The sequence below is a fragment of the Pontiella sulfatireligans genome (genome assembly GCF_900890705.1).
Taxonomy (GTDB): Bacteria; Verrucomicrobiota; Kiritimatiellia; order Kiritimatiellales; family Pontiellaceae; genus Pontiella; species Pontiella sulfatireligans.
Map to the genome: position 1 here is coordinate 2,783,279 of NZ_CAAHFH010000001.1, position 13,401 is coordinate 2,796,679.

Below are 13,401 nucleotides of genomic sequence, written 5' to 3' on the forward strand. Positions count from 1 at the left end.
ACCATTGACCGCTAAGACGCAAAAAAAAAACGGACTCCTATTCTTAGCGCCTTCGCGTCTTTGCGGTCATATAGCCAGCATTTCCTTCTTCATTCGGCGTTCCGTGTTCGACATTCGATGTTCTATGTTAAATGAACTTCCTGCTCGTATTCCGGCACGGTGCAGCTCCATCCCGTTTTTTCGGTCAGGAATTTTTGGAAGGCCATCGCCTGCGATTCCTCGCCGTGAACCACGAACACCTTGCGGGGCGGGGTTTTTAGCGACGAGATCCACTGATAGAGCTCGTTTTGGTCGGCATGCGCCGAAAAGCCGGAGATGCGCTCGATGCGCGCCCTGACCGGATACTCTTCCCCAAAAATGCGGACCGTTTCCGGCTTTTCCAGAATCCGGCGGCCGAGCGTGCCGAAGGCTTGGTAGCCCACGAACAGGATCGTGCTTTCCGGGCGGCTGATGTTGCTCTTGAGATGGTGCTTCACGCGCCCGCCGGTGCACATGCCCGAACCGGCAATGATGATGGCCGTGCCTTTAATGTGGCCGATCGACTTGGACTGGTCGACCGTGCGCGACATGGTCAGGCCGGGGAAGTCGCACGGCTGTTCGCCGGCATTGAACTGCGCCAAGGCTTCTTCGTCGAACAGTTCCGGATGCTTCTTGAACACCTCGGTAACCTTGATCGCCATCGGGCTGTCGACAAACGCAAGCAGATGCGGAATGCGGTCTTCTTTGAGCAGGCCGTTCAGGTGGTAGAGCAGCTCCTGCGTGCGCTCCAACGCAAAGCTTGGAATCACGACATTGCCGCCGGCTTCGACCGTTTCGTTAATGATCCGTTCGAGCTCGCCAGGAATGTTCGCCACTTCGCCGTGCACCCGGTCGCCGTAGGTGGATTCGATCAGCACATAGTCCGCCTGCTCGAACTGCGAAGGGTCGCGCATGATCGGCAGATCCCAGCGGCCCACGTCGCCGGAAAATAGAATGGTGCGCGTTTCGCCGCCTTGCTCCACCGCCACGCGGATCATCGACGAGCCGAACACGTGGCCGGCGTCGCGGAACTCGGCGGTGATGCCGCTTCCGATCTCGATCTTGGTGTCGTATCTCACCTTGTTGAAAAAGGTGTTGGTCTTTTCGGCATCCTCCGTCGTGTAGAGCGGTTCGTACGGAAACGGGCTCTTTTTGCCGGAGCGCTCATGGCGCTTCATCTTGTGCTTGATGTCTTCTTCCTGGATGTGCGCGGAATCCAGCATGATGATGTTGGCGATTTCCGCCGTGGCAGCTGTGGCAAAGATTGTTCCCTTGAAGCCTTCCTTCACCAGCTTCGGCAGACGGCCGCAGTGGTCGAGGTGCGCATGCGTCAGCAGGACGGCATCGATGGTGTTCGCCGGCACCGGGAAATCCGCAAAATTGCGCGGTTTGAGGTCGCGTTCCTGGTAGAGGCCGCAGTCCACCAGCAACCGCACGCCGTTGGCCTCGAGAAAGAAACAGGAGCCTGTTACGTTTTTTGCCGCGCCGAAAAACTTCAGTTTAATATCCATGTGCTGCTCCTTGTCCTAATGCGTAATGCTTAATGCGTAACTTCATTCGTTGCGCATTACGGATTACGGATTACTTGTTATTTAGGCCATCACGGTCAGTCGCCTCGGTGCGACAGATCAACATGTAGTCGCAGTATACGCAGCGGCCAACGGATCAACAGAAAAAAGAAACGTCATTCAGTCCCCGTCTTCCGCTTTTATATTGGAGGCAACGGCCTGTCCAATGCGTGTGCAATGTAGGTGAGATCCGAGATCTCGCTAACCGTCGGAAAGGCCAGCTCAGACGACTCCGCGATCACGGATCGCGGCTACATTTGTTTCGAATACGATCGACCACGGAAAGGTGGAGCAACAGAACTTCTCATGGAGATTGGCTCGCGGAGCCAACACTACAACATGCACCGGTGTAATGTCGGCTTTTCGTGAACCGTCCTAATCCAGCTCATCCCGGTCAACCGCCTCGGTGCGGCATATAGATTGCCAATCGCTATATGAGGCGATCAATGGATCGACTGCAAAATCGCCGGCTTCCAAGCGCTGGATATTCGAGAGCAAGGTGGCGAGGAAGGCGTCAACCAATCCATCCTCGTCCAGGGATATCAAACTCTTCTCGGCGATCTTACCGACCTTGGAATAGTCGCGCTCATAAAACAGATAGCCGGCCTCGGTCATGGCATTGGCTCCATCGGCGTTGCATTCCCCGAAGAAATGCTGCTGGGCGGCAAAGGCGTAGACCGGAAGCTGGCAGTCGAGGTTGCGACGGATTTCATCGATATAGTCGTCTTTCTTCGAGCGCGACCGGCTGGCGCCTTTGTAGTCGAGCACGCGGACGGTTTTCAAATCGCCCGTATCTGCAAAGATCAAATCGATGCGGTCAATGACGCCGTGCAGCTTTACTTCGCCCAGATCGACCGCCGAATCGCCGCCAAACTTTAGCTCGAACAACGCCGGGAAACGGTTTTGATCGGCGCAGGTTTCCACGTCGAGACGGACAAAGTTAAGCACCATCTCCAGAATCTTTTTCCTCTCGGCATCCCAAACGCCCGGATGGCCCAGCCGCGCTTCCGCCAACCGGCGTTCGGTCGTGGCCCGCGCAAAATCGACATGCTCCGGAACCAATACGGCCAACGGAACGGCATCCACCCCGTCTTCGGTGCGCTTCTTCCAACCGGCGGTCGTTTTGACCGCCCACGCGCACGGCGCATCGACCCCGGAAGTTCCAAGGGTGATGGCGCTGTAGATTTCGTGAAGGATCGAATGGATCAACCCGCCGCGCTCCATCGGGTCGGGCGTGTCATCGGCCTCGCGCGGATCGCGCAGGCCGAACATGCGTTCGAGCAAAAAGATATAGCGGCAATGCGCCAGCGCCTCCAGCGCCGTCGGGCTCAGTTCCTCTTTGCGGGCGAACCAGTCGGCAACCTTGTCTTTCAGCGCGTTGATGTGGCCGCAATATTTCGACGGCACCCGATCCGCAACGGGCGTTTCCATAAACGCCTCCCGCTCGGCCTCAATCTGCAGCATTTCCACGACATGCTTCAGCGCGGATGGAGGGATAGCGTCCCCGCTGTCCGCGGACGACGAGGACGTCGCCCCTCCACTCACCGCCGACTGCAACGCTTCGTCTTTTGCGCGGCACAGCGGAAAAGGAATGATCGGCAAAAAGGATTCTCCGGGCATGGGAATCCGGTCCTCGGCATCGGCCCCCTGCTGCGCGGCGAAATGATTGGAGAACACATTGCCGCTTTCCAACTGTTCAATACGCCACTGGTCGTAGGGGCTGAGCAGAATGTTTTCCTGCGTACACCAACCTGCGAGATTCCAGAGCTTGCGGTAATATTCGCCTTCGCCCTTTTCGTTGCCTTCCTGATCGACGGATTGATAGGAGAAGACAAGTTGCTCGCGCGCCATGCCCAACGCGGTGAGAAACAAAACGGATTGCTGCATAAACAGTACATCGGCCTTCGCAAGAGCCATCTTGGGCAGACGCCTCCCCTGCTCTTCCAAATGCAGCCGCAGAAAGTGGCGTTCGTTGTCGTTAAGCAAAGCATCCTGCTGGGCAATGCCAGGAAACTCGCCTTCGTTGAGCCCAGCAAAAAGAACGACGTCAAAGTCGAGCCCGACAGCGTCGTGCGGGTTGAGAATCCAGACGCCCTGTTCGTGGCTGTCTCGCGGACGGATGGTGGCGTCCTGCAAAAGCTCTTCGAGCAGATCCACCAAATCGCGCAACGGCATGGATTGTCCGCCAAAGGCTTCCAGTGCACCGGAAACCGCTTTCAACGCCTCTTGGTTGAAATGATCTTCCGGCTCAACGATCCGCTCCTTAAGAATTTCCGCCGCTCGGAGGCCGGAGCATTTTTCAAGCCCTTGAAAAAACGAAAGCCGGCCCAGATCTACGCGGGGCGGCGACCGAAGCAAATGGTCGACGGTGCCATCGCGTCCCTCGAACTGAATGGCCGGATTGCGGACGAGATCGATCAGTGTATTGCGGTCGGGGCGCAGCGGGAAAGCGAGCCAGGCCATAAAGGCTTTTACGCAGGGCGACGAAAGCACTGGGCGCCCGCGCCGGAAATAGTAGGGAATCTGGAAGCGGCTGAAGACGTGCGGAATGATGTCCTGTACGGTTCCAATGTTTGGAACGACCAGCGCAATGCGATTGGGCGGCACGTCCCGCGTTTGGATGTTCCAGCAGATGCGCCGCGCCAAATCTTCAATCTCGCCATAGGCGCCGGCCGAGCGGGAAAAGTTAATGCGGGCCACATCGGCCAGCTGCAAAACGTCGGGGCTGTCGACCGCGAGTGCATCGCCCAGATCCTCGGCCCACATGCTCCACGGCTCGGCCATGATTTCGGAGCGGATCTGCAGGCCCAGCCGGTCGGCGGCCGCCTCGGCGTGCGCGCACGGCAAAGCCGACTCCACCCGCACCTTCAGCTTTTGGTTCAGCGCGGCCACGCACGATTCTTCGAGCGGATTGAACCAGCGCACGGAGCGGAAAACGAGTTGCTTGCAGTTGCGCAGCTGCGGGGGCCACTTTCCCCGCGCGCCTTTTAAGAGCCTAAGCAGCGCCAGGTTGACATCGAGCGCATCGGCCAGCCCTTCCTGTTTGATCACCGCCCGCCAGACGCTGAACAGGGTTCCCAGCTGCTTCAGCTTATGGTTTCGCTGCTCATCCAGCAGCCACTCCACGATCCGGGCCGATTCTTCCGGCAACGAGGCCAGTTCGGCCACGAGCTGGTCCAGCACATCCGCCAACGCGTTCCGGGAAAGTTCGCCCAGCGCCCCCTTTCCGCCAAAGTGGCCGCGCGCCACCTCGACGACCTGCCGGCGCATCAGCAGCTCCTGCGCGGCATCCATCCGGCTCCCTTTTATGTGGGCGTAGGAAAGGCATTGCTGGCGCAAGCGCGGGAAGGTCGTGTGGCAAGAAGCATCGACCCAGCCGTGCTCCAGCGCGGCTTCCTGCTGGAACCGGCGCAACGCCAGCTCGGTCGGAAAAACAATTAATTCCTTACTCATCTACCCGCTCCCGACAGAAAGGGTTAGCCACAAAAAGGCACAAAAAGCACGAAGACCGGAACCGTTTTGTCTTTGCGCCTCTTGTGCCTTTTTGCGGCCATTCATAAGCACAGATAGTGTTAAAGTTTTTCGATGAAGCGGGCGATGCGGACCATGGCCTCTTTGATGTCGTCGAAGGCGGTGGCATAGGAGCAACGGATAAAGCCTTCCCCGCAGGCACCGAAGGCGGTGCCGGGCACGCAGGCGACGTTTTGCTCGTCGAGCAGCTTGAGGGCGAACTCCTGAGAAGTCATGCCGTATTTGCTGATGTCGGCAAAGGCGTAGAACGCGCCATCGGGACGGATGCAGGGAATGCCCATCTCCTCAAAGGAGGCATGGATATAGTTGCGGCGTTTTTTGTATTCGGCCTTCATGTAGACAATGTCCTTCTCCGCGTGCTTGAGCGCTTCGATAGAGGCTTCCTGGCTAAGGATCGGTGCGCAGAGCATGGTGTATTGATGAATCTTCATCATGGCTTCGGTGAGCTCGGGCGGCGCGCAGGTGAAGCCCATGCGGAATCCGGTCATGGCCCAGGCCTTGGAAAAGCCGTGGAGATAGATGGTGCGTTCGCGCATGCCGGGAACGGAGATGATGCTGTAGTGCTCGCGGTCGTAGGTGAGCTCGTCGTAGATTTCGTCGGTCAGCACAATCAGGTCGTGCTCAATGGCGAAGGCGGCGATTTCTTCGACATCCTTTTTCGACAATGCGGCGCCGGTCGGATTATTGGGATAGTTGAGCAGCAGCACTTTGCTTTTCGGAGAAACATGTTCTTCGAGTTCGGCACGCGTCAGGCGGAAGCCGTTCTCCTTTTTGGTCTGAATGGCGACGGGCACGCCGTGGGCAAACTGAATCAGCGGATTGTAGGAAACATAGCTGGGCTCGTGATAGAGCACTTCGTCGCCGGGTTCAATGAGCGCGCGGATGGCCAGGTCGAGCCCTTCGCTTACACCGACGGTGACGAGCACTTCGTTTTCTGGACGGTAGCCGATGCCGGTTTTATTTTCCACATATTTGGAAATGCCGCGCCGAAGCGAAAGCAGGCCCAAGTTGGAGGTGTAGCTGGTGGCGCCACGCTCAAGCGCACGCGCGGCGGCCTCGCGGATATGCCAAGGCGTGACAAAGTCGGGCTCGCCAATACCGAGGGAGATTACATCCTCGCGCGAACTGACGATCTCGAAAAAGTCGCGGATGCCGGAACGGGGAATATCGCGAACGGTTTTGGCAATCTTGCTAAGGAGAGACTTTGAGTCGTTCATCACCCTCCCCCGTGTGCATGATTATGCCGTTTTGCTTGTAGGCCTTCATCATGAAGTGCGTGGCGGTCGAGATGACCCCCGGCATAATGGCGAGTGTTTCGCTGACGAACCTGAAGGCCTCTTGCATAGTGCGTCCCTTGATGAAGACCAGCAGATCGAACCCGCCGGACATGAGGAAAACCGACTCTACTTCCGGGAAGCGGCTGATGCGGTCGGCAATACGGTCGAAGCCGCCTTCGCTTTCGGGCGTGATCTTGACTTCGATGACGGTGGTAAAGAGCGAGGAGTCGAGCTTTTCTTCGTTGACGACGGCCTGATAGGCACGGATGACCCCGTCCCTTTCGTAGGCGGCGATCTGTTTTTTCACCTCATCGACGGTGATGCCGAGAATCTTGGCTAGGTTTTCGGGCGATTCGAACGCGTTTTGCTTAAGCAGGTTGAGCAGTTCATTCATGACGACCCCTTCATGTTTAGAATTAAAAAAATCGGGAGAGCTTAACGGTTTGCGGCCTTGCGACCAAACAAAAAAAACGCCCCGGAAAGCGGGGCGTTGGCTTTCGCTTTTGAGCTTCGATTAGAAGCTGTAAGCCAGGTTGACGCCGCCCCAGACCTTGTCTTTGGCTTCGTAGTTGTCGTTCGCCGCATCACGAACGGAACCGCCTTCGAGCATGGTGTAGGTCAGGTTGACCGATGCTGTCAGGTTTTCCGCGAGTTCGTAGCTGGCATTGCAGTAGAAGTTATAGTCGTTAATGCCCTTGTCTGCACCCTTGCCGTCTTCATTGGTCCAGTAGTAGCTGTTGTAAGAGCTGTCGCCGTAACCCATAGAGAAACCAGCTTCAACAGCAAAGTAGTCGCTGATCTGGAAAGGAGCAACGATATCAAACAGGGCATAAATGCCGTCTGCTTCATCGATGTCGCCAAAGATGGTGAACGACGGAACGACGTAGTCTTTCCAGCTCAGAATCGTTGCCGTCCCAAACAGCTCAGTCGTGCTGTCGCCATCGGAGTTCGGGAAGTTGTAGTTGATCAAGCCAATGTCGAACGCCATTTCGTTGATGTCGATCGGCAGGGTGTAGGCCAGCGAGAAGTCGATTTCAGAAAAATCGCCGTTGTTGTCGGTATTGTTGTGCCCGATGTCGTAGTTGCCCCAGATGTTCAGGCTGACGCCATGATCCGAAACCGAAATCTGCGGTTGGATAACCATATCGTTGTTGTATACCTGTCCACGCCAAACATAGGAGGACATCACTGCCACTTCTGCCGTCACGTGTGTTTCCACGGGTTCCACCACGACCGACTGGTCAATGATAACCACATCATCCTGAGCACCTGCAAATCCAGCGGCGAAAACCGCTGCCAAACCAATAGTCATCATCTTCTTCATCCGAGCATTCCTCACTGTTATCGGTGTTTCACAACAAACCAGCACCACGCTCATCGCAGCACCGGATTAAAACATGCGCTAAAGATTGCACTTGGCCCTATGGGTTGCAACCCCTTTTTCCGGCAATGTTTCCTTTGGTTCATGACCCAGCACAAACGGGCAGCCCTTAACCGGATGGCTCAGCGGCCACTGCATGTTTCCGGCCGAATTGGCTTTTCAAAACCGCGCGATAGCCCAATAAAAGCGCCGTGAAAAATGACCAATCCAAGTGGACGGTCGAGCAATCGGCCGATATGTACGGAATCAACAACTGGGGCGCAGGCTATTTCAGCGTATCGGATTCCGGCGAGGTGATCGTGCATCCGCACGCAAACGGAACGGGCGTGAGCCTGCGCAAGATCGTCGACGGCCTGATTGACCGCGGGCTGAACATGCCCGTGCTGCTCCGCTTTTCCGACATTCTCGACTCGCGCATCAAACAGTTGCACGAAAGCTTCGCGCAGGCCATCGCGCAGTTTGAATACAAGGGCCACTACCGGGGCGTCTACCCGATCAAGGTCAACCAGCAGCAGCAAGTGCTCGAAGAGATCGCCGAGTTCGGCGCTCGCTACCGCCATGGCTTCGAAGCCGGCAGCAAGGCCGAGCTGATCGCCGCCGTCTCCTTCATGAAAAACTCCGAGGCCTACCTCGTCTGCAACGGATACAAGGATGCCGAATTTGTCGACTTGGGTCTGCTGGCCCGCAAAATGGGCATCCAAAGCGTGTTCGTGGTCGAGAGCCCGTCCGAGCTGGAGCTGATCATCGAGCGCTCAAAAGCGCTGGAAATTGAGCCCATCATTGGCGTGCGCCTCAAACTATCCACCCAGGCGTCCGGACACTGGAACCATTCCGGCGGTGAGCGCAGCGTATTCGGTCTGAACCCCTCGCAGGTCTGCGATTTGGTCGACCGGCTGCGGGAAGCGGAAATGCTCGACTGCCTTCAACTGCTGCACTACCACGTCGGCTCGCAAATCCCCAATATCCGAGGCATCCGCGAAGCGGTGGTTGAGGCGTGCCGCGTCTACACCGGCCTCGTGCACGAAGGCGCGCCGATGGGCATTCTCGACCTTGGAGGCGGATTGGCGGTCGACTACGACGGCTCGCACGCCGACACCGCTACCAGCCGAAACTACGGCCTCGACGAGTATTGCGCGGCGATTATCGAAAACATGGTCAGCACGCTGAACGAAGCGGAGATCCCCCACCCCGACATCATCACCGAATCCGGACGCGCCATCGTGGCCTACTATTCGGTGCTGCTCTTCAACATTCTCGACGAAAGCCGCTTCGAAATCCAAGAACTGCCCAAACAGCTCGGCGACGATGCCAACGAACTGCTCGTCAACCTGATGGAGGTCGTCCGTGTGCTCGAAACCAAGAACGCCCAGGAATGCTACCACGACGCCTTCTACTACCGCGACGAAATCCACCAGCGCTTCAAGCACGGCACCATGACGTTGCGCGAGCGGGCCATGGCCGGCGAAATCTTTTGGCACATCGTCACCCGCATCTCGAAACTGACGAAGGAAATGGAGTTTGTTCCGGATGAGCTGCAAAAACTGCCATCCATGCTGGCCGACATCTACTACGGAAACTTCAGCCTGTTCCAATCGTTGCCGGATGTATGGGCCATCGACCAGCTCTTTCCGATCATGCCCATCCACCGGCTCGAGGAAAAACCCTCCCGCGAGGTGGTGCTGGCCGATATCACTTGCGACTGCGATGGGAAAGTCGACCGCTTTGTTGGGCAGTACACGACGAGCGACACGCTGCCGCTGCACAACCTGACCGACGAAGAATACTATCTCGGCGTCTTTTTGGTCGGCGCCTATCAGGAAACGCTCGGCGACCTGCACAACCTGTTGGGCGACACCAACGTGGCGACGGTTGAAGTTGGGCGCGACGGCCATCTGCGGTATACGCGGGAAATCGAGGGCGACTCGGTGGCCGATGTGCTTTCCTATGTGGAATACGACCCCAAGCGCGTCATTCGGAGCATCCGCAAACAGGCCGAAGAAGCCGTTCGCACCGATTCCATCACCGCCCGCGACCGGCGCCGGATCATGGAAGCCTTCGAAAACGGCATGCGCGGCTACACCTACTTTGAACGGTAGCCGCTAAGCCGGTTCGTCAAGGTTTCCGGAATTCGCCTTGACGGCGCGGTAGGCGCCCCATATGGCTGCGATCAGCAGGAACGGAACTGCTGTCTCGAGCGATTCTTCCAACACCTTGGCCAGCTCTTTGATCTGGTCCGTGGGCATAATCCCCAACGGCTTCAACTTGCGGGGCAGCCCGTCGATCGATTTGGCAAAAACCATCAGGCCAAGCGCAAAAAAGACGGTCAACGCAGACGGATCCAGTTTTTTGAGCCCGCTCAGAAAAGGCCGGAAATAGGTTTTAATCACAAAGAACAGGCAAACGAGCAGCGCCACGGTGATCAGCAAACCCATGATTTTTTCCGGTAGCAGCACCTCGGCACTGGAATAAAACCGGCTTTTAAAAATGCCCATCGAGGTAAAGCGCTTGTCAAAATCCATTTCCCGGAAACCAAAGCACAGCAACATGATGCACAAGCTCCAGCCCGCCGGATTTTTCTGCTTTACAAGGAGAAACAGCAACAGGCCGAAAGCGACAAAATAGCCAACGGCGGACATTGTCTCGATCAGGCCCGACTCTTTAAAAATGGCGGCGCGGGTTTCGGGACCGACCTGCGAGGAAACTCCAACGAGGATCGCAAACCCCACCAGCACAAGACTCCAAATAAAAACAAACGGGCTGAACTTCATTTAAACCTCCAAAAACCAATGTATATCCAACTTTCACAAAGCAACTCAAGAACCTTTCCCACGCGCGCCGTCAAGACAAGCGCCGGCCTAGCGGTCGTTGTGGTTGCGTATGGCACGCTGAGTGTCGCGGTCCGATTCACGCTTTTTGATCGTATCGCGCTTATCCACCACGTTCTTGCCCTTCGCCAAGCCAATCTTGATCTTCACCTTGCCGCGCACGAGATAAATCTTCAGGGGGACAATGGTAAGGCCTTTTTCACGGGACTTGCTGAAGAGGCGGTCGATTTCCTTGCGGTGGAGCAACAGCTTGCGCTCGCGCGTCTGGTTGTGATTGAAAATATTACCATGGTCGTAGGGCTGGATGGTGCAGCCGACCAGCCAGACCTCCAAGTGGTCGTCGACATGGACATACCCTTCCTGAATGCTGGCATGCCCCTGCTTGACCGACTTCACCTCGGTGCCCGTCAGCATAATCCCGGCCTCGATGTTTTCCAATATCTGGAAATCACGCAACGCCTTGCGGTTGGTGGCCAGCACCCCCGCTCCAGGAGCGTTCTTTTTCTTTTTGTTTTTTCCAGCCATGATGGGGAAAATCCTAATTTCAAAAGTCTAAATTCTAAACAAATGAAGAACCCTGAAAAGGAAAAAGCCCAAAACCCGCAAGTTTTGAGCCTCTGCTTATTCGAATTTGTTTAGAATTTATAAATTCGAATTTAGAGTTTCCTCCCTTAAAGGAGGATTGAAGCATCAAAATCGAGTCCGGGCGCCTCCGCCTCTTCCTGTGAAAATGCCAGTTCCGCAGTCAGCAGGCCATTGGCAATCTCCTTGAGCACAACATCGTGGTTATCCTGCTCCGGATAGTCTTTCTTGACCATTGGACGAGCGCCGCTGTTGAGCTGACGAGTACGATAGGAGATCAGGTTCACCAACACAGGGATGTTAGTAACCTTCTCTTCCGCAATGCTCAAATATTCCATATTCATATAGTATGCTCCGCGCAAGTGCCTTGCTTTATTCTGTTTGTACAGAATCTTCATAAACGTAAAAAAATCGGCGCGCAGTATAGCATTAGGCCTCTAGGCGTCAAATGCCATTTGCAACAAAATCCGCCCCCGTTTGGGGGACGGATTGAAGTCTTTTGGAGTGCGGAGGCTTGACGCCGCTTTAAAAGCGCTGTCGAGCCAGCGCACTCCAAGGCATTGCTACATCATGCCGCCCATGCCGCCCATGCCGCCCATGTCGGGCATCGCCGGCGCATCCTTTTCAGGAAGGTCGGTAATCATGCACTCGGTCGTCAGCAGCAAACCGGCAATAGAGGCCGCGTTCTGCAATGCAGAACGGGTGACCTTCGCCGGATCAATGATGCCGGTGGCGATCATGTCGACATACTCGCCGGTCGCCACGTTGTAGCCGTAGTTCTGCTTGCCCTTCTTCACGGCCTGAACCACGATGGCGCCTTCTTCAGCCGCATTGGCCACGAGCTGGCGAAGCGGTGCTTCGATCGCCTTGCGGACAATATTGGCGCCGATTTCTTCGTCGCCTTCAACGTCAAGCTTGTCGAGAGCCTTCTGAACGCGGATCAGCGCAACGCCGCCGCCCGGCACAATGCCTTCTTCAACAGCCGCACGGGTGGCGTGCAACGCGTCTTCCACACGCATTTTCTTTTCCTTCATTTCAGACTCGGTGGCAGCGCCAACGTTGATGACGGCTACACCGCCAGCGAGCTTCGCCAGACGTTCCTGCAGCTTTTCGCGGTCATAATCCGAAGAAGTTTCTTCGATCTGGCGACGAATCTGGTCGATGCGCGCCTTGATTCCTGCAACAACCCCTCCGCCTTCAACGATCGTGGTGTCGTCTTTGCCGATGCTAACGCGCTTGGCGGAGCCGAGATCGTCGAGGGTTACGCTTTCAAGCTTGATGCCGAGGTCTTCGGTGATGAACTTGCCTCCCGTCAGAACAGCGAGGTCTTCCATGATGGCCTTGCGGCGGTCGCCGAAGCCCGGAGCCTTGACGGCGCAAACGTTCAGGGTGCCGCGCAGCTTGTTGACTACGAGAGTCGCCAGCGCTTCGCCTTCGATGTCTTCCGCAATGATCAGGAACGGCTTACCGGTCTTGGCCACGTTCTGCAGCAGCGGCAGCATGTCCTGAAGGTTCGAGATCTTCTTTTCGTAGATCAGGATGTATGGATCTTCCAACTGAACTTCCATCGTGTTCGCGTTGGTTACGAAGTAGGGCGACAGGTAGCCCTTGTCGAATTGCATGCCTTCAACGATATCCAACGTGGTTTCAATGGACTTGGCTTCTTCAACGGTGATCGTGCCGTCTTTGCCGACCTTGTCCATCGCTTCGGCAATAATACTGCCGATGGTTTCGTCGCCGTTGGCGGAAATGGTTCCAACCTGGGCGACTTCTTCGGCGGACTTCACCTTCTTGCTAAGCTTCGCGAGCTGATCAACCAGCGCTTCAACCGCTTTGTCGATGCCGCGCTTGAGGCTCATCGGATTGGCGCCAGCCGTTACGTTCTTCAGGCCTTCGCGGTAGATCGCTTCTGCCAGAACGGTTGCGGTGGTGGTGCCGTCGCCGGCGATGTCGGAAGTTTTGGAAGCCACTTCCTTAACCATCTGTGCGCCCATGTTTTCGAACGCGTCTTCGAGTTCGATTTCCTTCGCAACCGAAACGCCGTCCTTGGTTACGGTCGGGGAGCCGAACTTCTTGTCGAGGATTACGTTGCGGCCTTTCGGGCCGAGGGTAACCTTGACGGCCCGGCTGAGCTTCTCAACACCGCGCAGCATTGCGTCGCGTGCTTCTACATCAAAAATAATTTGTTTAGCCATTTTGAATTTTCCTTTTTAAATCCG

General features: G+C 56.3%; 10 protein-coding genes. 1 reads left to right on the forward strand and 9 read right to left on the reverse strand.

What is annotated here, in order from left to right; genetic code table 11:
• Window positions 1–122: 122 nt before the first annotated feature.
• The 5 genes from SCARR_RS09380 to SCARR_RS09400 all read right to left on the reverse strand — a co-directional run bounded on the left by SCARR_RS09380 (window position 123) and on the right by SCARR_RS09400 (window position 7,718).
• Complete coding sequence (locus tag SCARR_RS09380; RefSeq protein ID WP_136061329.1) at window positions 123–1,529, reverse strand: MBL fold metallo-hydrolase RNA specificity domain-containing protein; 1,407 nt, start codon at window positions 1,527–1,529, stop codon at window positions 123–125.
• Between the two features lie 432 nt (window positions 1,530–1,961).
• A complete protein-coding gene (locus SCARR_RS09385; protein ID WP_136061330.1) occupies window positions 1,962–5,039 on the reverse strand; it encodes a PD-(D/E)XK nuclease family protein in 3,078 nt (1,025 codons plus the stop codon).
• A gap of 119 nt (window positions 5,040–5,158) precedes the next feature.
• Window positions 5,159–6,334, reverse strand: a complete 1,176-nt coding sequence (locus SCARR_RS09390; protein WP_136061331.1) for an aminotransferase class I/II-fold pyridoxal phosphate-dependent enzyme — start codon at window positions 6,332–6,334, stop codon at window positions 5,159–5,161.
• A complete protein-coding gene (locus SCARR_RS09395) occupies window positions 6,309–6,788 on the reverse strand; it encodes an Lrp/AsnC family transcriptional regulator (RefSeq protein WP_136061332.1) in 480 nt (159 codons plus the stop codon). The genes SCARR_RS09390 and SCARR_RS09395 overlap by 26 nt, the downstream gene beginning before the upstream one ends.
• Before the next feature lie 120 nt (window positions 6,789–6,908).
• Window positions 6,909–7,718, reverse strand: a complete 810-nt coding sequence (locus SCARR_RS09400) for a TorF family putative porin (RefSeq protein WP_168433170.1) — start codon at window positions 7,716–7,718, stop codon at window positions 6,909–6,911.
• Between the two features lie 248 nt (window positions 7,719–7,966).
• Between SCARR_RS09400 and speA the strand changes: the two genes are divergently transcribed.
• The gene (gene speA / locus SCARR_RS09405) at window positions 7,967–9,871 is read left to right on the forward strand and encodes a biosynthetic arginine decarboxylase (RefSeq protein WP_222846241.1); all 1,905 of its coding nucleotides are present in this window, start codon (window positions 7,967–7,969) and stop codon (window positions 9,869–9,871) included.
• 3 nt (window positions 9,872–9,874) lie between these two features.
• Here the strand turns inward: speA and SCARR_RS09410 are convergent, their stop codons facing one another.
• From SCARR_RS09410 to groL, 4 genes are all read right to left on the reverse strand, one after another.
• A complete protein-coding gene (locus tag SCARR_RS09410) occupies window positions 9,875–10,543 on the reverse strand; it encodes a hypothetical protein (protein WP_136061334.1) in 669 nt (222 codons plus the stop codon).
• 87 nt (window positions 10,544–10,630) lie between these two features.
• On the reverse strand, window positions 10,631–11,125 hold the full coding sequence (smpB, locus tag SCARR_RS09415) for an SsrA-binding protein SmpB (RefSeq protein WP_136061335.1): 495 nt from the start codon (window positions 11,123–11,125) through the stop codon (window positions 10,631–10,633).
• Window positions 11,126–11,271: 146 nt separating this feature from the next.
• A complete protein-coding gene (locus SCARR_RS09420) occupies window positions 11,272–11,526 on the reverse strand; it encodes a DNA-directed RNA polymerase subunit omega (protein WP_168433171.1) in 255 nt (84 codons plus the stop codon).
• 219 nt (window positions 11,527–11,745) lie between these two features.
• A complete protein-coding gene (gene groL, locus SCARR_RS09425; protein WP_136061337.1) occupies window positions 11,746–13,377 on the reverse strand; it encodes a chaperonin GroEL in 1,632 nt (543 codons plus the stop codon).
• Window positions 13,378–13,401 lie beyond the last annotated feature (24 nt).

Bases quoted from the DNA above. Each gene is read 5' to 3' on its own strand.
- SCARR_RS09380 (WP_136061329.1), bottom strand. From the start codon at position 1,529: ATGGATATTAAACTGAAGTTTTTCGGCGCGGCAAAAAACGTAACAGGC.
- smpB (WP_136061335.1), bottom strand. From the start codon at position 11,125: ATGGCTGGAAAAAACAAAAAGAAAAAGAACGCTCCTGGAGCGGGGGTG.
- SCARR_RS09395 (WP_136061332.1), bottom strand. From the start codon at position 6,788: ATGAATGAACTGCTCAACCTGCTTAAGCAAAACGCGTTCGAATCGCCC.
- SCARR_RS09400 (WP_168433170.1), bottom strand. From the start codon at position 7,718: ATGAAGAAGATGATGACTATTGGTTTGGCAGCGGTTTTCGCCGCTGGA.
- SCARR_RS09420 (WP_168433171.1), bottom strand. From the start codon at position 11,526: ATGAATATGGAATATTTGAGCATTGCGGAAGAGAAGGTTACTAACATC.
- SCARR_RS09410 (WP_136061334.1), bottom strand. From the start codon at position 10,543: ATGAAGTTCAGCCCGTTTGTTTTTATTTGGAGTCTTGTGCTGGTGGGG.
- SCARR_RS09385 (WP_136061330.1), bottom strand. From the start codon at position 5,039: ATGAGTAAGGAATTAATTGTTTTTCCGACCGAGCTGGCGTTGCGCCGG.
- SCARR_RS09390 (WP_136061331.1), bottom strand. From the start codon at position 6,334: ATGAACGACTCAAAGTCTCTCCTTAGCAAGATTGCCAAAACCGTTCGC.
- groL (WP_136061337.1), bottom strand. From the start codon at position 13,377: ATGGCTAAACAAATTATTTTTGATGTAGAAGCACGCGACGCAATGCTG.